Origin of the sequence: Bacteroides sp. An51A, assembly GCF_002161565.1 — a bacterium.
Lineage (GTDB): Bacteria > Bacteroidota > Bacteroidia > Bacteroidales > Bacteroidaceae > Phocaeicola > Phocaeicola intestinalis.
On sequence record NZ_NFIC01000009.1, the window covers coordinates 98,428 to 118,603 of the forward strand.

Consider the following 20,176-nt stretch of genomic DNA (forward strand, 5'->3'; position numbering starts at 1 on the left):
ACAAACCAATTTTGTCTTAGAAGCTGTTTTGAATTTATCGTGCGATGATTTGGGATGAGTTTTTGAGGCATTTTCGCTTCTGTGATGAGGAAGATAGCGGGCTATCTGACGAAGAACAGAAGCGGAAAGGACCAAAAAATCGCCCAAAGCACACACGAAAACGAACACATCAAGCCAAGAAAAACTTTTTGGAGAAATTCAAAACAGCTTCTTACTATAACTTCTAACCGGAGTGCTGGCTCTTGTGAAACATAATTGCTTGCAACTCCTGATTAGCGCCTGCTGATTATTTCTTATAATCTTTTACAATAGCATCGGCAATCCAGTTTGCTAAAGCTTGACGGTTATCGGGAATAACCAGACGTTTTTGGTCTTGTGCGTTTTGGATATTTCCCAATTCCAGAAAGACAGCGTAAGGAATAGTATTACGCAATACAAACAAATCACGTGCACTTACCGTCCCCTCAAAGCCACGATTGGGTTGATGACGATCGTATTTTGCCTTGAACGTTTTGTGCAACTGAGTAGCAAGTCGTTTTCCATATTTACTTTGGGGGGCATGATAAAAATATACATCGGTCTGCTTGCCACGGCTCCTGCTGTCAACATGAATGAATATCGCTCGTTTGTATTTGCTTTTATCCTTGCGGTAAAGTCGGTTGATGGCGTCGCAACGTTGTTGTAACCGTGCTACCTGCTTTAGTGGAATGGGTCTTCCCATACATGTTTCACGCTTGCTATTTTTCAGGATCGTTGTGTTGCGGATGCCGTCTTTGGCATCCTGGATGATGAAATGCACTTTTGCGCCCCGTTTTAGTAATTCGCGTCCCAGCCGTAAAATGATGTCATAAGCATACTCGTCTTCATGCAGTTCCTTGCCTTGATACTTACCGATGCATCCCGGATCAGGTCCTCCGTGTCCGCTTACCAAATAAAAGGTAGCTCCCTTCAAACTGTTGGACGTAACTTGATAAGTGGCATTAGCTTTTCCGAACAAGGGCTCGCGTCGGGTATTTTTCTTTTGGGCATAAGCAGGTGCGAGCAACAGCAGGCACAATGCTACAAGTGTCAGTCGCAAACGGTTCATTTCAGCAATTCATCTATTTTATTGCACAATGACGCAAACTCGTCTTCGTTGTAGAGGCGGGTCATCAACACAATCTTGCCCGTCTGGTCAATCAGCACGTTACGGGTAATGCCAGCACTACGCTCTGCGTAAAGCGCAAAAATATTGGCATCCGGATCAAGTCCCATTGGATAAGTTACTTGGGTCTGTTCCACGAAAGCTTTCACTTTATCTAGCGGTTCGTCTCGGTCAATGCCATACAGTGCGAATGTGTCGTTGTCCTTGTGCTTCTGCCAGATGTCACGCTCAATGAAAGGCATTTCCTTGCGGCATACGCCGCACCAACTTGCAGTGAACTGAAGCATCACCACTTTGCCGCGTAAATCAGAAAGTTTTACTTGGCTGCCGTCAGTGAGCATCATTTCAAAATCGGGTGCTACATCTCCTACCTTTACTATATATCCATTGGAATCGGGCATAGGTTGCTGCGCGTGTAAAGCTGGAACTATTCTCAGCATAAGGATACAGCCTAAAAGCATCGATAAAAACAGTTTTTTCATACACATCATCTTTAGTCACTAGGCAAAGATAATGCAAAAAAGCGAGACACCGAGCAAATCAGGGAAATATAATGAAGAATAATCACGGTTTTTTTCTCTTTTGTAACCAAGTAATGCAAGTAATGAACGTTGTTTGGGATTGTTAGTATTAGCTTGGTTCGTCTCATATCGTGTGCACATCGTGTCACAATGGATACAACGGCATCTTCTATATCTATCGAAAAGGACTCCGAGAATGATGGTTATCTCGTTGAATTTGTTCGTCAGACAGCCTGCTATCTTTTTCATAAAATCAGAAAAACGTCCACGAAAATAATTCTCAATACATGATTGAGAAGCTGTTTTGAATTTATCGTGCGATGATTTGGGATGAGTTTTTGAGGCATTTTCGCTTCTGTGATGAGGAAGATAGCGGGCTATCTGACGAAGAACAGGAGCGGAAAGGACCAAAAAATCGCCCAAAGCACACACGAAAACGGATACATCAAGCCAAGAAAAACTTTTTGGAGAAATTCAAAACAGCTTCTGAAAGGTTCAGTATCTGTTTCAGGCTGTCTGGATTGATAACGCAACCCAATCAGAAACTCCAACTGTTTTGATTACTTTTGGAATTTGATTACCAAATTAATTAGATGCCCATCACATTTTTCTTTGATTAATTCAAAACAGTCTCCAAGGAGTGGGGGAAAATTATACACCTTAATATCAATGCCCAAATGAAAGAACCATGGGGTATGCATGTGAAATCTATATACAGAAGAAGGTTTTTCCGTAGATTTTTCCTACATTTGCATACTCAAACCAAAAAAAGAATGCCATGAATTTTATCGGAATCATTCCTGCAAGATATGCATCAACTCGTTTTCCTGCCAAGCCGCTGGCATTGTTGGGAGGAAAACCGGTTATTGAACGAGTGTATGAACAAGTATACGGTGTATTTGATGATGTATACGTGGCCACTGACGACGAGCGCATCGAAGCTGCTGTTAAGTCGTTTGGTGGAAAAGTTGTAATGACCTCTGCTGCGCACCGGAGCGGAACAGACCGTTGTGCGGAAGCTTACCGGAAAGTGGGAGGAGAATTCGACGTAGTAGTCAATATCCAAGGCGACGAACCTTTCGTCCAACCTTCGCAGCTGAAAACTCTCAAGGCCTGTTTTGACGACCCTGCTACACAGATAGCTACGCTGGTGAAACCCTTTAATGCGACAAATGGATTGGATGCACTGGAAAATCCCAATTCGCCCAAGGTTGTGGTAGGGAGAAATGGTAATGCTTTGTACTTCAGTCGTTCCATCATTCCTTTCCTGCGTGGGAAAGACCGCCAAGAATGGTTATCCTCGCATACATACTACAAACACATCGGACTGTATGCTTATCGCTCTCAGGTACTGAAGGAAATTACAGCCCTGCCCCAGTCCCCGCTAGAACTGGCCGAATCGCTGGAACAACTACGCTGGTTGGAAAACGGATACGTCATCAAAGTGGGTATCAGTGATGTAGAAACAATAGGCATAGACACCCCGCAAGACTTGGCTCGTGCCGAGAAGTTCTTGCAAGAACATTTCCAACAGCTATGAGTCTTGACAGAACAACAGCTCCTGAAATACGCCAGATAGAGCATTTCTCGATACCGGAACCCGAACGTTACGTGCTGCGTAACGGCATCCCAGTGAACATCATGCAGGTGGGCGATGAAGATGTCATCCGTTTTGACCTGCTGATGAAGGGTGGGCAATGGAACCAAGAGCAACCTTTACAAGCAATGTTTACCAACCGTATGTTACGCGAGGGTACTCGCTTATTGACATCGGCGCAAATAGCGGAACGTTTGGACTATTATGGTGCGTGGCTCGATTTGTCTTCATCGGTCAACTATGGTTTTATCACGCTATATTCGCTGGGTAAGCACTTTCCACGCACTGTTGAGGTGGTGGCTTCGATGGTGAAAGAACCTGTATTCCCGGAAAAAGAACTTTCGGTCATCGTCAATGCCAATAAACAGCAGTTCCGGGTGAATGCCCGTAGGGTGGACGTGATGGCCCGTAAACGATTGAATCGTGCTCTTTTTGGCTCTACACACCCATTGGGAAGATACGCTGAATTGGATGACTACGACCACATCACTCGAGACGCATTGGTGCGTTTTTATCGTACTTATTATCATTCAGCTAATTGTTCGATGTACGTATCAGGCAAAGTAACTCCCGAGATATTGCGTTGTATCGAGCAGCATTTCGGTGAAACATCTTGGGGCGAAAGTTCGCACACAGCTACCTTTGAGCAATATTTACCCGATACGGAGAACTGTTGCCGCCTCTTTGTGGAAAAAGACGATGCTCTTCAAAGTTCGTTGAAGATGGGTGCCTTCTCGCTTCCCCAGCAGCATCCCGATTACCTAAAGCTACGCGTGCTGGTCACACTGTTTGGCGGTTATTTCGGGAGTAGGCTGATGTCGAACATCCGCGAAGAAAAAGGATACACTTATGGAATAGGTGCCGGACTGGTCAATTATCCAGGAATAGGCGTGCTGGGCATCAGTACTGAGGCTGCCAACGAATATATAGAGCCAATCATTACCGAAGTATTCAAGGAAATGGATCGCCTATGCTCGGAAAAGGTGTCTTCCGAGGAATTGGAGATGGTGCGCAATTATATGCTCGGCGACATGTGCCGCTCTTATGAAGGTGCGTTCTCACTTTCCGATGCATGGATATTTATCGAAACCACCGGATTGGCAAACGATTTCTTTGAACGCTCCCTGGAGGCTATTCGTGAAGTAAGTACCGATGAAATCCTGTCGTTGGCACAAAAACATTTTTGCAAAGAAAACTTAATAGCAGTAGTAGCAGGTAAAAAAGTGTAATGAAATTGTCACGGCTGGTTGAAAAAAACTAATTTTGGACGATTTAAACAAATAAGTAGAATAAGCATGAATAAATATATAGGATTATTTTGTGCCTTTTTGGCCATGGGGAGCCTGTGCGCTTCCGCCCAAATGTCGTTGGGTTACTATAAATTCAAGGACGGGTCGGAATACACTGGTGAACTGAAGAGCCGTCGCCCGAACGGCAAAGGAAAAACCGTATTCAAAAACGGAGATATCTATGAAGGGGAATATGTGAAAGGCAAACGACAGGGAACGGGAACCTATACTTTCGCCGATGGGGAAAAATACGTAGGTGAATGGTTCGAAGACCAGCAGCATGGCAAAGGTACTTATTACTTTATGAATAACAACCGCTACGAAGGAATGTGGTATCAGGATTTTCAGGAAGGCGAAGGTACGATGTACTATTACAACGGTGACAAATATGTAGGTTCCTGGCACCACGACAAACGGAACGGCAAAGGCATTTATACTTGGAGCGGAGGTGCCAATTATGACGGAGAGTGGAAAAACGACCTGAAGGACGGATCCGGTGTGATGATTTGGGAAGATGGCTCAAAATATGAAGGACAGTGGAAGAGTGGCGAGCGCGACGGGCAAGGTACTTTCTATTATACTAATGGCGACAAATACGTGGGCGATTGGGTACGTGATGTACAGCACGGCAAAGGCGTGTATCACTTTCAGAATGGTGAAACATACGAAGGGGATTACGTGGATGGCGAACGGACCGGAACAGGAACCTACACCTATCCGAATGGAGACAAGTACGTGGGTCAGTTCAAGAACGGCAAACAGGAGGGAACAGGAACATTTACTTGGCAGAACGGTGCCGTGTACGAAGGTGAGTGGGAAAACAACCAACGCTCTGGACACGGACATTACAAATGGGGTAACGGTGACGAGTATGAAGGCGAATGGAAGAACAATGTTGCCGAAGGGCAAGGAGTGCTTCACATGCAAGACGGCTCAGTATATACCGGAAGTTTTGCAGGAGGCAAGGAGCACGGCAAGGGCACAATTGTCAACAAAGACGGTTCGCGCTTTGAAGGCTTTTTTAAGCATGGTAAGAAAGACGGAGCTTTTGTGGAAACCGATGCGCAAGGAAATGTGACACGCCAAGGCACCTTCCGTAACGGACGGTTGCTGAATGCGGCAGACAAGAAGTAGTAACCGGCATGGCTATGATGTATCCAGACAATACGCATATAAGTATTAAAAACATTTAGAAACTGCTTTGGATTTATCGTGTGTTAATTGGGGAGGAGAGACGCAAAATCTTGCGTCTTTACTATGAGGAAGATAGTGGGGGGGGTATCTGACGAAGAACAGAAACGGAAAGGACCCCCAAATTACCTAGAGCACACACGAAAACGAATACATCAAGATGAGAAAAACTTTTTGGAGAAATTCGAAATAGTTTTATACCATATTTGTATGCCGATTCAAGGATTATGATAAAACCAGGGAGAGTGGTTGGCTATAACTCCCAAACGCATTAACGGAAAAATAGAATAAAGAATGAGAATCATCGGAAATTTATTGTGGTGGCTCTTTGGCGGACTGGAAGCCGCAATCGGATATTTTACAGGCAGCCTGGCTATTGCCTGTACCATCATCGGCATACCGGTTGCCTTGCAAACATTCAAGATTGGGCTGCTCTGCCTGTGGCCTTTCGGTGCAGAAGTAAAGGATACGGAATCACCTACGGGATGCATTCGTATCCCACTCAACCTGTTATGGATTATTTTCGGTGGGCTAATGGCATGGATTATGCACATTTTCTTTGGCTTATTGCTTTTCATCACTATTATCGGCATCCCTTTTGCCAAACAACATTTCAAGATGGCAAAGTTATCCTTGGCGCCGTTTGGCAAAGATGTGTCACTCAATCTATGAATACAATGATGGATTTAACATTACTTACCGAAAAAGTTCGCGCTGTGGCTATCGAGGCTGGTGCATTTATCCGTGAAGAACGGAAGAAATTCGACTGGAATGCTGTCGAGAAGAAACACGCACACGACTATGTGTCATACGTAGATAAGGAGTCAGAGAAACGTCTCGTATCCAGTCTCAATGAATTACTTCCAGAAGCAAGTTTCATCGCAGAAGAAGGAAGTGTGCCTCAAAACGAAAATGCGCCATATTGTTGGCTGGTTGACCCGCTGGACGGCACCACTAACTTCATTCACAACAATGCTCCCTATTGCGTCAGCATTGCTTTGCGTGACCAAAAGGAATTGCTACTGGGCGTGGTTTACGAAATCACACATGACGAATGTTATTGGACCTGCAAAGGATCCGCTTCGTACTTGAACGGAAACAAGATACACGTGTCACAAGTAAACGCATTGGAAGACGCTTTTATTGCCTTAGGCTTTCCTTACGACTCGGACGCTTACAAGCCCATAGCCATACATTTGGTCGACCGCCTTTATGGGTACGTAGGAGGATTGCGTCTGATGGGGGCTGCAGCAGTCGAGTTGTGTTATGTGGCAGCTGGACGCTTTGAGGCTCGTATTGAGGCTTTTCTGGGACCGTGGGACATTGCAGCAGGTGCTCTCATCCTGCAAAACGCAGGAGGCCAGGTAACCGACTTCAAGGGAGGAAATACGTACCATTCCGGACGGCAAGTCCTGGCTTCCAACGGTAAAACACACACCGAATTGTTGAATATCCTTGGCGAGTGGTAAAATACTTCCGCTTTGTTGGCTTATTTCCAACTTTTTTTGTATGTTTGTGTCACCAAAAAAGAAAGGACATGAACATATCAGAGATAATAGAGTTTCTGAAACAACTGGCGGCGAACAACAACCGAATTTGGTTTCAGGAACATAAGGCGGAATATTTGCATGTACAGGAAATGTTTAACGAACTGCTTGCCGCGCTTATCGCACGTATCGCTGTGTTCGATAAAAGCGTGGCACATGTCCGTCCGCAAGATTGTACTTACCGCATTTACCGCGACATTCGTTTCTCCTCAGACAAGTCGCCTTACAAGCGGCACATCGGTGGATATATTAATGCCAAAGGCAAAAAATCAAATCATTGTGGTTATTACATCCACTTGGAGCCAGGTAATTGCATGTTGGCAGGAGGTAGCTGGTGTCTGCCGGCAAATGTGCTGAAGGCCGTCCGGCAGTCGGTGTACGACAACATTGACGAATTCCGCGCCATTGTAGAAGCCCCTGCTTTCAGACGGTATTTCCCCGTTATCGGCGAAGAGCACTTGAAAACCCTGCCAAAAGGATTTCCCAAAGACTTTCCTTATCCCCAGTATCTCTGTTGTAAGGATTATTCGGTGTCTTATCGGGTATCAGACAACTTTTTTGAAGTTCCCGATTTTTTGGAACAGACTGCTGAAGTGTTTAGGCAAATGAAGCCTTTTGCTGATTTTACTAACTTTACGATAGACGATTTTGAGTAATTTCTATTATCAAACCTTATAAAACGATACGACTATGGTTGTCGACAAACTGGAAAACATGGAAAAATATGTGTCGTTGAACCCGCTGTTCGCCGATGCATTGGCTTTTTTGAAAGCAACCGACCTAAATGCCCACGAATTGGGCAAAATGACTCTGAAAGAAGGTGAACTCACCGTCAACTTTTCGCAAACCCGTCCAAAAACGAAAGAAGAGGCGAAGCTGGAAACCCACAACAACTTTATCGACATTCAAATCCCGCTTTCGGGAGTGGAGCTGATGGGTTACATGCCGCGCACCGACTTGCCCGAAGAAGAATACAATGCGGAAAAAGATATTACCTTCTATAAGGGCTTGGCACCTGACTACCTGACCGTGAAGCCAGGCATGTTCGCCATTTTCTTTCCTGAAGACGCGCATGCGCCCGGCGTAACCCCCGATGGAGTGAAAAAAATTATCATAAAAGTAAAAGCAAACAGATTAAAAGGCTAATACCATGGACGAAGAATTGAATATCATTAAGAACGACCCTTGGCTGGAACCATACAAGGATGCCATCACAGGCAGACACCAGCATGCCATTGACAAGGAAAAGGAACTGACTGGAAAGAAGACCCTGGCAGACTTCGCTACCGGGCATCTTTATTTTGGACTTCATCACACCGAAAAAGGATGGACTTTTCGCGAGTGGGCTCCCAATGCTACTGCTATCTACCTTATCGGTGATTTCAACGGCTGGCAGGAACAACCCAAGTTCAAATTGAGGAAAGTAAAGAATAGTGGAAACTGGGAAATCAATCTGCCGGAAAAAGCCATGAAGCACGGCGACCTGTACAAGCTGAAAGTGTATTGGGAAGGCGGATGTGGCGAACGCATTCCTGCGTGGGCTACCCGTGTGGTGCAGGATGACGAAACCAAAATATTCAGTGCGCAGGTGTGGAACCCAAGCAAACCTTACAAGTTCAAGAAAAAAGTCTTCAATCCCAATATCTCGCCCCTGATGATTTACGAATGCCACATCGGTATGTCGCAGGACGCTGAGAAAGTGGGCACATACAACGAATTCCGCGAAAATGTGCTTCCGCGTGTGGTAAAAGACGGTTACAACTGTATTCAAGTCATGGCCATTCAGGAACATCCTTATTATGGAAGTTTCGGCTATCACGTATCAAGCTTTTTTGCACCTTCTTCCCGTTTCGGAACGCCTGAAGAACTGAAGCAACTTATCGACACAGCTCACCAAATGGGCGTGGCAGTCATCATGGACATTGTGCACTCTCATGCCGTAAAGAATGAAGTGGAAGGATTGGGCAACTTTGCCGGAGACCCTTGCCAGTATTTCTACCAAGGCGACCGCCGAGAGCATCCGGCTTGGGACTCGCTCTGCTTCGATTATGGAAAGAATGAAGTGCTTCACTTCTTGCTGTCCAATTGCAAGTACTGGCTGGATGAGTTCCATTTCGATGGGTTCCGGTTCGATGGTGTTACTTCGATGCTTTATTACAGTCACGGTCTGGGAGAGGCGTTCTGTAGCTATGAAGATTATTTCAACGGCCATCAGGACGACAATGCTATCTGTTACCTCACATTGGCAAACAAATTGATACATCAGGTGAATCCGCGTGCCATTACTATTGCTGAGGAAGTGTCGGGTATGCCGGGGCTGGCAGCACCCTTCGCCGATGGAGGCTACGGCTTCGACTATCGTATGGCAATGAACATTCCTGACTACTGGATAAAAATCATCAAGGAACGCCGTGATGAGGACTGGAAACCTTCCAGCATGTTTTGGGAAGTAACTAACCGCAGAAAAGATGAGAAGACCATCTCGTACTGCGAAAGTCACGACCAGGCATTAGTGGGTGACAAAACCATTATCTTCCGGTTGATAGACGCGGACATGTACTGGCATTTCCGCATCGGCGATGAAAACGGTACTGTAGAACGGGGTATCGCCCTGCACAAAATGATACGCCTGCTTACGGCATCTACCATTAACGGTGGATACTTGAATTTCATGGGTAATGAGTTCGGTCATCCGGAATGGATTGACTTCCCACGTGAAGGCAATGGTTGGTCGTATAAATATGCCCGCCGTCAGTGGCACCTGGTAGATGACCCAACTTTATGTTATCATTATCTGGGCGATTTCGACGCAGCCATGGTACACCTTATCGAAAGTGTAAAGAACATCCAGAAGACTGATGTCATAGAAGTATGGCACAATGATGGAGACCAAGTATTGGCTTACCGTCGGAAAGACCTGGTATTCGTATTTAATTTCAACCCGACCCGCTCGTTCACCGACTATGGATTTCTGGTTCCGAGAGGCGAATATCATGTGGTGTTGAATACAGACAGTAAGGAATTCGGTGGCTTTGGATTTGCTGATGATACAGTAGCCCATTTCACCTGCGCCGACCCGCTGTACGCGAAAGAAAAGAAAGAATGGCTTAAGCTCTACATTCCTGCCCGTTCGGCTGTAGTACTCAAACGCCAGAAATAAACTAAAGGAGGCGTGTCTGGGCAAGTTCCAAGGCACACCTCCTTATTTTACTAGAACCCCGTAGAGATATGAGTGAATACATCCATACCGCATACAAAAAAACTGCTCGCATACAGACTGTCGTATGCGGTCTTCTTTTTTCTGCATTTAGCTTTACCTACCTATATGTCTTCCAGAGCGATATCCTGGAAGCGTTGCATTTTTCATTAGCTCACGGCAAAACACATTTTGCCCCTTTGGCAAGTGCCATTATCATCACCGTTATTTTATTGTTACTGCGCTGGGGTGTCAACAGCCTGCTAGGCTTGAAGGGTAATGTGCGTGCTTTATCTTATTTTCCTTCCTGCCTTATTTTAGGCGCATTGACCGATGTGGGAAAAGATGTCTACACTGGCGGTTACCATACTTTCTGGGGCTGGATGCTCCCGCTTGTACTGATGATTTACATTGCAGTGGCATATTGGCTGCGCCGTATCTTCCGCAATCAGCTAAATCACGAAAGCAATCCTATCATCCTTATGAATTGCAATATACTGATAGTGATAGTACTCTGTTTGATGGCTGCGCTTATCGGAAATACCAATCGTGCTTTCCATCACGAACTAGAAGCCGAACATCATTTACGTTTACGGCAGTATCAGCAAGTCTTAAAGGCAGGAGAAAAATCGCTGGAGGCTTCCCGGACGTTAACCGTACTTCGTTCAATAGCTCTCTCTCATACCGGTGAGCTGGGCAAACGCCTTTTTACTTTTCCACAGCATTACCGATCTGGCGGATTATTTTTTGCCGATGACTCCACTCAGACCTATCGCTATACTAACGATTCCATCTATTATCTGCTAGGCGTACGGCCATATGCAGGCGAAAAGTGGCTGACTTTCTTGCAAAACATCTGCTACAAAGGTACGGGAAAATACACAGCTCTAGATTATTATCTCTCGGCTCTATTGCTCGAAAAAGATTTGGATACGTTTGTTAAGGCTGTGAATGACCTCTATGAAATTGAGGAGGAGCTGCCTCGCCATTACAGCGAAGCCCTGTTGATTTATCGAGACTCACATCCCGAATACCCAGTGCAAATAACCGACAGCACCTTGGTCAAACGTTACATTACATACAGGGAACGTCAAGTTGGATTCACCTCATACACAGAGGAACGGAATAGAATGCGCCGTGAGTTTGGCGACACCTATTGGTGGTACTTCGACTACCAGGAATAACCAGATTCGTACTTGTAGAAATTCAAAATAGTTTCTTAATCCTCAAACAGAGCAATAAGAGAGTATTCTTAATTTTTCCGATAAATTTGTTTAGCGGATATGATCAATGTATGATTGAAAGGTTCAGTATCTGTTTCAGACTGTCTTCCTTTTACGTTCTCCATTCCAAGAAAGTACGGTTTTGGGACGGAAACTATAAAAGGTAACCATACTATTTTCCGCCACGACAATTTTATCGGCTGTTTTTCAGCCGATAAAATAAAATAATAGTCCGTTAAGAATTCAACATATCGGCTAGGCGGCTTCTGCCACTATGCCAAATAGTTCTTTGATAAGTTTAGCATTAAAAGTTCTGTTCGGTTTCAGACCGGACTTGCTAAAAATTCTTTTGAGCATGTAAATATTACTCAGATAGGCCTTTAGCAGTCCGATGGAAAGCGAGGGATAGTATCGTTGGCGCATGACCTTTGCGGCGTTTACCGAGGCCAGTGAAGCATTGAAAGCGAAGTCAAGTTTCCTCAAGTCTCTTGCCTGACAATCATTGAGTCCGGTAAACTGCTTGGAATCCCGAAAGCAAAACTCGATCTGAAATCTTGTACGGTAGTATTCGGTGATGTCTTTAGCCGACATTTCAAGGTCGGTAGAAAAATAAACCTTGTGCCCTCCCGATTCGGGATAATGGACCACGACTTTGATGTTGCGTTTCATTGCCTTTGAACAGGTCTTGACTGAGTAAGCCCTTCCTCCTTCGATGTCGAGAATCTCGCAACGCTGAAGGTCGAGTTTCTCAAAATCAATCTTCTCGCCTTTGATACGCGGCCGTCCCCGCTTGCCTGTGCGGACACCGTCATGCGCATACCACAAGGCGGCGTCATCACGCAGGCGGCTGATGACATGGAATCCCAACAGGCAGGCTTCACCCACGAACTTCGCCTTTGAGAACCAGGCGTCTGCAACGACATAACGTGTTATGCGGAGCAACTTGTCCTTGTATTTGCGGAGTACGTCAAGATACCAGTCCACAAGATTGTAATCTTCGCCTTGCTTTTCCAGATACGCCTTGTCCGGCGTCTGTTCCGCACGCAGCATCATGCAGTCCCGACTGTCAATGTCGACAATGCCAATGCCGAGAATTTCCAGTCCCCGTTTCACCTGAGAAGCACATCCCGACCAGAACTTGCCGATGCAGTATGTGTACATCGTTGATTATCAATAGTATAGCGCTCTAAAAGGTACAACCAATAGGTTGGCAAGTATCTGAGAATGTGTAAGTTAGTGATTTTTAGCACCATTCTCGGCTTGTACCTCCATTTTGGAAAGTAAAAGTAAGTGTAATTTCTTGAATATCAAAATGTGCGGTACAAAAACTTGTGAAAAATGCCATTTTTTGATGAGAAAAGGTACAAAAATGGCTCTGAAAAGGAGGGGACATTATGATTATTTTGCGAAGTACTCAGTCTTTAACCAATAGGTATAAATCGAATCCTGGAACGAGATTTCACCGGCCATAAAAGCCTAGAGATAGTTCAGTTGCTGTATGGTCAGTGTTTCGGTGATTGTTACAAACAACAGACTTATGTGACAGCGGTCGCTATTTTTTAAGATTGCCTTAGCAGTAATAATTTGAACAGAAAAGGAAGTGTTATTTCTTTTTCTGTTCAAATTATTACTATCTTTCTATGAACAATATATTGTTTGTTATCTATAAAATATCAGCCTTATGAATAATATAGTAGCATTTAATATCTCCAGCACCCAATAATGTGACCAAAGCAGATTTCAACAGGAATAAATTCAAAAATTTATCTCTGTAACACATCATAAAATAAAGCGAAACTACTATATTTGCATATTATATGATATGTTGAGCTATGACGAAAAATACAATGGGTACCAAGTTGCCAAGAAAACTGGAGCAGAAGATGCAGATAGTAGGTGAGCAAATCAGGCTAGCCAGACTGCGTAGAAACCTCAGTATTGCTCAGGTTTCCGAACGTGCCACCTGTTCACCTCTTACGGTTTCACGCATAGAGAAAGGTGTACCGACAGTAGCAATAGGCATTTATCTTAGGGTGCTTTATGCACTTCAGCTAGATGATGATATTCTGTTGCTTGCAAAAGAAGATGCGATGGGAAAGGCCTTGCAGGATTTGAATCTTAAGAAACGAGAAAGAGCATCCAAAAAAGAATAAGCGATGAAAAAACTTTATGTATTTGCTGATTTCGATTGGCTGAAAGAACCAAGGCTCGTTGGAGAGTTAAGTTACGAATCACTTCGTGGTTCTGACAGCTATGGATTTTGTTATAGTAATGAGTGGTTAAAGGATTATGGTAGTCTGTTTCTTAGTGATGATTTGAATAACTATCCAGGGCAGCAATATACAGCTCCAGGCAAGGATGTTTTCGGATGTTTTTCTGATGCCCTTCCAGACAGGTGGGGGCGTACATTGATAAATCGTCGGGAACAGATTCTAGCAAAGGAAGAGAAACGTCCGGTGCGTCGGCTTTCTTCATTCGACTACCTTATCGGGATTGAGGACTTTTCTCGCATGGGGGCTTTTCGATTCAAGGAGTCTATAAATGGAGATTATATCAATGCAAGAGAAATCTTGCGCATACCACCACTGACAGATATTCGTGAGTTGATTGCAGCTAGTTCCGAAATAGAGAAAAGTGAAGATGAGAACAGGTTACCTGAAATGCGTTGGATTGCTCAACTGGTACAACCTGGTTCATCTCTTGGCGGAGCACGTCCAAAGGCAAGTGTAATTGACGAGAACAAGATTTTGTATATAGCAAAGTTTCCGTCCCGCAAAGATGATTATGATGCTGGGCTTTGGGAACATTTCTCACATCTATTGGCAAAGAAGGCCGGTGTCAATGCTGCAGAAACAAGAGTAATCTCCACAAGCGACAAATACCATACTTTGCTTTCCCAACGATTTGACAGAAGGGAAGACGGTAAGCGCATACATTTTGCTTCAGCCATGACTCTTTTGGGTTTAAATGATGGAGACAATGCCAATACCGGCAACGGCTATCTGGATATGGTCGATTTTATACTTCAGAACTGTACTAACGTGGAGGATAATCTGAAAGAACTGTATCGCAGAGTCGCGTTCAATATCTGTATTGGTAATACAGATGACCATTTCCGCAATCATGGTTTTCTTCTGACTGCCAAGGGGTGGACTTTATCTCCAGCTTATGATATGAATCCCACTCTGAATGAGTATCAGAGCCTGTTAATCAATAGTTCTACCAATAAATCTGATTTGAATGAATTGCTGAATTCTTGTGAGGAATATATGCTCCAGAAACAGCCAGCTCAGCAAATCATTAGTGAGGTCTCAGATGCCGTCAAGGAATGGCGATTATTAGCTACGCGACTAGGTATTGCGAAAAGCGAACAGGAACGCTTTGCGGTAGTTTTTGAGAGGCAGGTAACATCGTATGATAGGGTGTAGAATGCATGTATATATAAATGTTATAAATAACTAATGTATTGTTATGTTTGATGGACGAAATATAAACTTAGGGATGCCTAAAGAACTTGTTAGAATGGTAAATTTCTTAAATGAAAAAGCATCTGCTGGTGAGTTTGAGTTTAGTGATTCTGTGTCTTATTGGGAGAACAATAAGCATATCATCGAATCTTTTAGTTATGATAGTCGTGGATGGTATTTTGCCGTTGCTTTCGCATACATTACATATATGAAAGATGGTAATATTATTTTCGATGAAACTGATAATATTAGGAAATGGGCTACGGGATTTCGTCTTGTTGCAGGTGCATCTGGATGGGACCCTGAATTCATGAAGCTAAATATTTTGTCATTTGAAGATAAAACAGAAAATATAGGTCACCTTGTAGATATAGCAGTTCAAAAATACGCTAGTTCGTATTATGATAATGCCGTTGTCTTAATGTCATTGTTGCCACAATACAAGCTGAGTTGCTTTGCTGGTCTGATGGAGAATGATTTTAATAGATATTGTGTGGATTATCCTCCTGAATGTAACATGGAAGAGTTTGCAATTGCTTTTGTGAGAACGAATCAGCTCACAAATGACGACATTAACACTGCTTTTGATATAACTATATCTCACACGTCTTTTATATCAAGTACAGCTATGTCTTTCTTTCTTTATACGATTGATAGATTAGCTGGGCAAAGAAGGGAAACTTGTGAGCAAAAGATCTTAGAATTGTTGCAAGGCGATGTATCGCTGTACGTTAATCCTTTATGCCACTGGTTGTTTTTTCAACAAAAGATTGGCTTATTTATAGAGAAATGTGTCATATTATTAATAAAAGGACTAAAAAGTGAGAATAAGGAAGCCGCACTGAAATGTATTGATGATTCAATATGTATTCATTTAAAAGATTCTAATTCTTTAATAAATATTTTTATAACCATTGCCGAAAGTCTGACTCCAATGGATATTCTAACAATGAAAGGATGTCTGTCTTCTTTCCAAAAGAATAGTGATGATTTTCTAAAATTTGCTTTGTCGTTTATTATCCACCCAAAAGGGATATATCGTGTTGTGGGGCGTAGGCTATGGGATGATTATCATTTGGAATTTTCAGAATTTAATCCTCAAAAAGACTTAGATGAAATACCTCAATGTCTATTTATTATAAGTATGCTTCAAGATTATGGTAATCCGGAGACGAGACTTCCGAAGTTATTGCCATTGATAGAGAGCGATTCAACGCGCGTTTGTAATGTCATAATGAATAGATTGGTACCATATTTAGATGATTATATGGGGCATGTAATTAAAGTTTTTGATAAATTGAATATTAATAATGAGCATGTTATAAAAATCAGGAAGTATTATGACAAAAGAGCTGATGCCATAGAGAAAAGAAAATCACTTAAAGAGCTGTCGCCCAAATATAGTTATATGGTTGAGTATCAAGAAGCCATAAATACTCAAAAAACACATTGGCAACAAGAGATGAAAGAAGCAGAAAAAAATCATAAGGGTTTTTTAGATGGTTTAATGAAAAACGTCTTATTAGCAAGAGGAGGTGGTTGGATGGATGATAATGGTAATGTACAACATTTAGGTTGTATACAAATTTCAGTACCTTCTAGGCAACTTGTTCAATCTATGACACCTATGGAACAAAATGAATGGATAAATGAATTATTGAAAGATTGGAATGAAACGGCAGGAAATAATTAAACAGTATGTGGAATCCTTAAAAGAGGATAATGAATTGGACTATATATTTCCTATACTTTTAGAACGTATGGGATATAGAGTTTTATCAACACCACGACAGTCAAAAGGACAGTCACAATATGGAAGAGATGTGATAGCTATAAAAAAAATTAAGGGTGTATCTACTCTTTTCTTGTTTGAACTGAAAGGATTTGGCTCCAGGGATATAACAGATAGAACGCTTAATGAGAAAGATGGTTTGATCGAATCACTAAGAGCATCCAAGTATACTCCTTATGAGGATGTATCTGTTCCTAATCTGTGCAATTTCCCTAGATATTATGTGTTTGTTCATAATGGTTTGATCGATGCAAATGCCCTTCCAACATTTAATGGATTTATTAAAACAGAATTTCCTAATGGAAATTTTGAGGAATGGGACATAAGTGTGTTAACTACTTATTTTTCAGAGTATTTATTTGACGAAACTTTACTAGCTGATGATGAAAGTTACCGTTTGTTTAAAAAAATACTTGTCCTATTAGATGGAGAAGGTAATACCTTCAAGGATATTTCGTCCCTCATAGACATACAGTTAAGTAAAATAGGGACTACAAAGAAAGAAAACAAGAGGATACTTCTTAATATGTTTGCTACATTACGATTGATAGCACATATGATTCATTTTTACTCAATAGAATGTGGAAATCTATTGCCTGCAAAGTATTGCATTGATACTATAATTTTGAAAACCTGGGCTTGGATTCTTAGAACCAAAAAGGAGAAAAAAACTATTATTATTAATCATTTCAATTGTCTTATTGGGTTACAGATTCAAATATATGAGGAGTATATAAATAAAATATTAAGTGTAGTACAATTTCCCAAAGGGTTATTTTGTTTTGAACCGACAGACTCAGAATATATGTTTTATCCGTTAAGATGCTATGATTTTTTAAGCGATTTAGTTTATTTCTATTTCTTAACAGAGTTTTTTTACAATGTTTCAAAGCAGGAGCATAGAAACAGAATAGAGATTCTAAAGAATATAATTGAAAATAATAATGCTTGCACTATGCCTTTGTTGGATACACATTCTATCACTATTCAAATCGTATTTTTGTACATGTATAAATATGCAGAAAATCAAGAAGACATGAATAGTTTGGGGAAGTATTTAATATATACAGTTATAAATCTGATAAAACGTTATGAAAAGCAAAAAATGTGGCCGGAAATGTATGGAAATCGAATGGCCTTAGCTAAAAGCCTTTATGTGAAGGATGACGATTATCATTGTGAATCGTCTTTGCTTTTAATGGTAGTATTTGAATTGTTATCATACCTAAATTTACCGAAGTTCTACTCTTTTCTTAAGCAGAAAGTTGAAGAATCTGAGGTAAATTTACAGGTCGCATATCCGATAACTAATGAATTCGATATTGAACAATTGCTTTTTGAAAAAAGACTCAATAACGAGTTGGCTGTGCAGACCAATATTAAGCTACCTGAAACAATAGAAGATTTTCAGAATAATTATGTAAAGAAATATAAATCTATTGAGTATAGAAGCGATAAAGCTGGTTATTATTTTTTGCGTGTGTTAGCTCATAAATATTATGAAACTGATTTATTTCCAGATTTTCTTGGTCGTGCATATTGTAAATAATAATTTGCTAATTTTATCTAAAAAACTAAAATAAAAATTGATATGAGTATAGAGTATAATACCATTTCAAGCATATCTAAATTACTAAATGAATATGGTAGGGAATATCAAATAATTCCCAATAATGAAATATTTTCTAGAGAATACATATGTGATGCTTTTATTTATAAAAAGAATGTATTGATAGCAGTAGTGGAAATTAAAAATCTATATAAAAGATTGGCAAATAAAGGAATACTGCTAAATAGATTATTGCATTATGCAAATAAAGTAAATGCTTCATATTGTATATTGTGTAATGATACAGCAGGTTATTTTTATAAGGCTAATAATTACAACAATATAGAGAATATAGAAGTTCCATTAAGCAAATTAGAGCTTATAATAAGATCTATTATTGAGGAAATCAATAATTTAGAGGAGAAATTCAACCCCAATGAGATTTTGTCAATTTTTAGACAGACAAAAAATGAATGCAATCTCAATAATCGTCAATTCAATAATTTTATAGATGAGCTTGATGTCGATTATATAAAAAACAATATCTCGAAATTGCCTGATGGCCGTTTTTCTTTAAGTGAAGAATTTGAAAGAAAATTCTTTACTAATATGCTTCTAGATAGAGAATTTAATCAATTATGCAGATATACTTCTCTCTCATCAACAATAAGAATAATCAAAGAAAAGAAAGCAAGTGTATGTAGTATAGCTTGCATGAATGATAAAAGTGAATGTTATTATTTTGATCAGTATATCAATAATATTGATAAAATTGATTATTCGTCATTATCACCTTATGCCATTAAAGAAATAAACAGTACATATATCAGTTCGTGTGCTGAAATTGAAAGCAAAGACAAACTAACAATGTGGAGAATGTATGGAAACGATGCTAAAGGTACTTGCTTAATCTATGATATAGATAAAGGTTTATTGGATAATAACTTTTTCATAGCTCCAATTTCCTATGCTAATAAAGACAAGAAGCATCCATATATTGAGTTTATAAAAAAGCTACTAGAAAAAGATATATGCTTTAATCAACTTAATATATGGAAGCACTTTTTCAAGCCTGTAGATTATAAAGATGAGAAAGAAATAAGATTACTTTATTTCTGTGATGATGAAAGTAAGTTTAAATGGATTCAATCGTCTGATGAAATATTTTGCCCAATAATAGAATTTCCTATTGATGATGGCAACAATAAATACCCATTGATTTTAGAAGAAATAATTTTAGGCCCTAAATGTCCAGAAAAGATAACAAACAGACAACAATTACAACAATATTGTTCATATAATAAGATTCCTAAAAAAGTAAATATTACTTTGTCTGAAATAGATAATTACAGGTAGATTTTATGAGGATGTAAACTATGCTATGTAGCAAAGAGTAAAACTTGACAAACAGGTAGTGTAAAATAAACTGTGTCATACATTATTTCTCTCCAGAAAACTCATCGGTCGGGAAACGGCTAGCGCCAAGGGGCGGGAACACCCGTCCCGACGAGCGTAAAATTACAATAATTTAAATTTAAACCTGTCTCCAAACTTTATGGCGAGTTGTTGTGAGATAGTAGCCCGTAAGCAGTCAAAAAATGGCTATTGATTGAAATGGGTAACTTCGCTGCCAACCAAATTTATAGAATTATGTATAGCA

At 41.1% G+C, this 20,176-nt stretch carries 19 protein-coding genes; 16 read left to right on the forward strand and 3 right to left on the reverse strand.

The window, feature by feature from the left end:
• The first annotated feature begins 44 nt into the window (after window positions 1-44).
• On the forward strand, window positions 45-227 hold the full coding sequence (locus B5G04_RS20030; protein ID WP_158098031.1) for a hypothetical protein: 183 nt from the start codon (window positions 45-47) through the stop codon (window positions 225-227).
• A gap of 59 nt (window positions 228-286) precedes the next feature.
• On the opposite strand, the gene B5G04_RS16615 is transcribed toward B5G04_RS20030, so the two are convergent.
• On the reverse strand, window positions 287-1,087 hold the full coding sequence (locus B5G04_RS16615) for an N-acetylmuramoyl-L-alanine amidase (protein ID WP_022039481.1): 801 nt from the start codon (window positions 1,085-1,087) through the stop codon (window positions 287-289).
• Window positions 1,084-1,626, reverse strand: a complete 543-nt coding sequence (locus B5G04_RS16620) for a TlpA disulfide reductase family protein (protein ID WP_087207785.1) — start codon at window positions 1,624-1,626, stop codon at window positions 1,084-1,086. The genes B5G04_RS16615 and B5G04_RS16620 overlap by 4 nt, the downstream gene beginning before the upstream one ends.
• Before the next feature lie 359 nt (window positions 1,627-1,985).
• Between B5G04_RS16620 and B5G04_RS20035 the strand changes: the two genes are divergently transcribed.
• The 10 genes from B5G04_RS20035 (at window position 1,986) to B5G04_RS16665 (ending at window position 11,669) form a co-directional block, all read left to right on the forward strand.
• Complete coding sequence (locus tag B5G04_RS20035; protein WP_158100127.1) at window positions 1,986-2,225, forward strand: hypothetical protein; 240 nt, start codon at window positions 1,986-1,988, stop codon at window positions 2,223-2,225.
• A 218-nt stretch (window positions 2,226-2,443) separates the two neighbouring features.
• Complete coding sequence (gene kdsB / locus B5G04_RS16625) at window positions 2,444-3,205, forward strand: 3-deoxy-manno-octulosonate cytidylyltransferase (RefSeq protein WP_087398084.1); 762 nt, start codon at window positions 2,444-2,446, stop codon at window positions 3,203-3,205.
• Complete coding sequence (locus B5G04_RS16630) at window positions 3,202-4,491, forward strand: pitrilysin family protein (RefSeq protein ID WP_087398085.1); 1,290 nt, start codon at window positions 3,202-3,204, stop codon at window positions 4,489-4,491. The genes kdsB and B5G04_RS16630 overlap by 4 nt, the downstream gene beginning before the upstream one ends.
• A gap of 66 nt (window positions 4,492-4,557) precedes the next feature.
• Window positions 4,558-5,685, forward strand: coding sequence for an mORN repeat-containing protein (locus tag B5G04_RS16635; RefSeq protein WP_022039485.1), 1,128 nt, complete (start codon window positions 4,558-4,560; stop codon window positions 5,683-5,685).
• A 351-nt stretch (window positions 5,686-6,036) separates the two neighbouring features.
• Window positions 6,037-6,414, forward strand: coding sequence for a YccF domain-containing protein (locus B5G04_RS16640; protein ID WP_022039486.1), 378 nt, complete (start codon window positions 6,037-6,039; stop codon window positions 6,412-6,414).
• A 5-nt stretch (window positions 6,415-6,419) separates the two neighbouring features.
• Window positions 6,420-7,211 carry an inositol monophosphatase family protein gene (locus tag B5G04_RS16645; RefSeq protein ID WP_087212549.1) on the forward strand — a complete coding sequence of 264 codons (792 nt, stop codon included), beginning with the start codon at window positions 6,420-6,422 and terminating at the stop codon, window positions 7,209-7,211.
• 68 nt (window positions 7,212-7,279) lie between these two features.
• Complete coding sequence (locus B5G04_RS16650; protein ID WP_022039488.1) at window positions 7,280-7,945, forward strand: DUF2461 domain-containing protein; 666 nt, start codon at window positions 7,280-7,282, stop codon at window positions 7,943-7,945.
• 34 nt (window positions 7,946-7,979) lie between these two features.
• Window positions 7,980-8,435 carry a YhcH/YjgK/YiaL family protein gene (locus B5G04_RS16655; protein WP_022039489.1) on the forward strand — a complete coding sequence of 152 codons (456 nt, stop codon included), beginning with the start codon at window positions 7,980-7,982 and terminating at the stop codon, window positions 8,433-8,435.
• Between the two features lie 4 nt (window positions 8,436-8,439).
• The gene (locus B5G04_RS16660) at window positions 8,440-10,449 is read left to right on the forward strand and encodes an alpha amylase C-terminal domain-containing protein (RefSeq protein WP_087212548.1); all 2,010 of its coding nucleotides are present in this window, start codon (window positions 8,440-8,442) and stop codon (window positions 10,447-10,449) included.
• A gap of 68 nt (window positions 10,450-10,517) precedes the next feature.
• Window positions 10,518-11,669, forward strand: coding sequence for a DUF6057 family protein (locus B5G04_RS16665; protein ID WP_087398086.1), 1,152 nt, complete (start codon window positions 10,518-10,520; stop codon window positions 11,667-11,669).
• Window positions 11,670-11,963: 294 nt separating this feature from the next.
• On the opposite strand, the gene B5G04_RS16670 is transcribed toward B5G04_RS16665, so the two are convergent.
• On the reverse strand, window positions 11,964-12,869 hold the full coding sequence (locus tag B5G04_RS16670; protein ID WP_239414132.1) for a transposase: 906 nt from the start codon (window positions 12,867-12,869) through the stop codon (window positions 11,964-11,966).
• Between the two features lie 671 nt (window positions 12,870-13,540).
• On the opposite strand from B5G04_RS16670, the gene B5G04_RS16675 reads away from it, so the two are divergent.
• The 5 genes from B5G04_RS16675 (at window position 13,541) to B5G04_RS16695 (ending at window position 19,872) form a co-directional block, all read left to right on the forward strand.
• Window positions 13,541-13,861, forward strand: coding sequence for a helix-turn-helix transcriptional regulator (locus B5G04_RS16675; RefSeq protein ID WP_087398087.1), 321 nt, complete (start codon window positions 13,541-13,543; stop codon window positions 13,859-13,861).
• A 3-nt stretch (window positions 13,862-13,864) separates the two neighbouring features.
• Window positions 13,865-15,136 (forward strand): type II toxin-antitoxin system HipA family toxin, encoded by a 1,272-nt coding sequence (locus tag B5G04_RS16680; RefSeq protein WP_087398088.1) that lies wholly within the window; start codon window positions 13,865-13,867, stop codon window positions 15,134-15,136.
• A gap of 73 nt (window positions 15,137-15,209) precedes the next feature.
• Entirely contained in the window at window positions 15,210-16,868 is a 1,659-nt protein-coding gene (locus B5G04_RS16685; RefSeq protein ID WP_239414133.1) for a hypothetical protein, read from the forward strand.
• Complete coding sequence (locus B5G04_RS16690) at window positions 16,846-18,516, forward strand: hypothetical protein (protein WP_087398090.1); 1,671 nt, start codon at window positions 16,846-16,848, stop codon at window positions 18,514-18,516. Before B5G04_RS16685 ends, B5G04_RS16690 begins: the two co-directional genes overlap by 23 nt.
• 42 nt (window positions 18,517-18,558) lie before the next feature.
• Complete coding sequence (locus B5G04_RS16695; RefSeq protein ID WP_087398091.1) at window positions 18,559-19,872, forward strand: DUF2971 domain-containing protein; 1,314 nt, start codon at window positions 18,559-18,561, stop codon at window positions 19,870-19,872.
• The last annotated feature ends 304 nt before the right edge of the window (window positions 19,873-20,176 follow it).

What these genes read in the sequence shown, in the direction of transcription:
- B5G04_RS20030 (WP_158098031.1), top strand. Translation starts at nt 45, where the DNA reads ATGATTTGGGATGAGTTTTTGAGGCATTTTCGCTTCTGTGATGAGGAA.
- B5G04_RS16615 (WP_022039481.1), bottom strand. Translation starts at nt 1,087, where the DNA reads ATGAACCGTTTGCGACTGACACTTGTAGCATTGTGCCTGCTGTTGCTC.
- B5G04_RS16650 (WP_022039488.1), top strand. Translation starts at nt 7,280, where the DNA reads ATGAACATATCAGAGATAATAGAGTTTCTGAAACAACTGGCGGCGAAC.
- B5G04_RS16665 (WP_087398086.1), top strand. Translation starts at nt 10,518, where the DNA reads ATGAGTGAATACATCCATACCGCATACAAAAAAACTGCTCGCATACAG.
- B5G04_RS16640 (WP_022039486.1), top strand. Translation starts at nt 6,037, where the DNA reads ATGAGAATCATCGGAAATTTATTGTGGTGGCTCTTTGGCGGACTGGAA.
- B5G04_RS16695 (WP_087398091.1), top strand. Translation starts at nt 18,559, where the DNA reads ATGAGTATAGAGTATAATACCATTTCAAGCATATCTAAATTACTAAAT.
- B5G04_RS16645 (WP_087212549.1), top strand. Translation starts at nt 6,420, where the DNA reads ATGATGGATTTAACATTACTTACCGAAAAAGTTCGCGCTGTGGCTATC.
- B5G04_RS16680 (WP_087398088.1), top strand. Translation starts at nt 13,865, where the DNA reads ATGAAAAAACTTTATGTATTTGCTGATTTCGATTGGCTGAAAGAACCA.
- B5G04_RS16635 (WP_022039485.1), top strand. Translation starts at nt 4,558, where the DNA reads ATGAATAAATATATAGGATTATTTTGTGCCTTTTTGGCCATGGGGAGC.
- B5G04_RS16690 (WP_087398090.1), top strand. Translation starts at nt 16,846, where the DNA reads ATGAAACGGCAGGAAATAATTAAACAGTATGTGGAATCCTTAAAAGAG.
- B5G04_RS16620 (WP_087207785.1), bottom strand. Translation starts at nt 1,626, where the DNA reads ATGAAAAAACTGTTTTTATCGATGCTTTTAGGCTGTATCCTTATGCTG.
- B5G04_RS16660 (WP_087212548.1), top strand. Translation starts at nt 8,440, where the DNA reads ATGGACGAAGAATTGAATATCATTAAGAACGACCCTTGGCTGGAACCA.
- B5G04_RS20035 (WP_158100127.1), top strand. Translation starts at nt 1,986, where the DNA reads ATGATTTGGGATGAGTTTTTGAGGCATTTTCGCTTCTGTGATGAGGAA.
- B5G04_RS16630 (WP_087398085.1), top strand. Translation starts at nt 3,202, where the DNA reads ATGAGTCTTGACAGAACAACAGCTCCTGAAATACGCCAGATAGAGCAT.
- B5G04_RS16675 (WP_087398087.1), top strand. Translation starts at nt 13,541, where the DNA reads ATGACGAAAAATACAATGGGTACCAAGTTGCCAAGAAAACTGGAGCAG.
- B5G04_RS16655 (WP_022039489.1), top strand. Translation starts at nt 7,980, where the DNA reads ATGGTTGTCGACAAACTGGAAAACATGGAAAAATATGTGTCGTTGAAC.
- B5G04_RS16685 (WP_239414133.1), top strand. Translation starts at nt 15,210, where the DNA reads ATGCCTAAAGAACTTGTTAGAATGGTAAATTTCTTAAATGAAAAAGCA.
- kdsB (WP_087398084.1), top strand. Translation starts at nt 2,444, where the DNA reads ATGAATTTTATCGGAATCATTCCTGCAAGATATGCATCAACTCGTTTT.
- B5G04_RS16670 (WP_239414132.1), bottom strand. Translation starts at nt 12,869, where the DNA reads ATGTACACATACTGCATCGGCAAGTTCTGGTCGGGATGTGCTTCTCAG.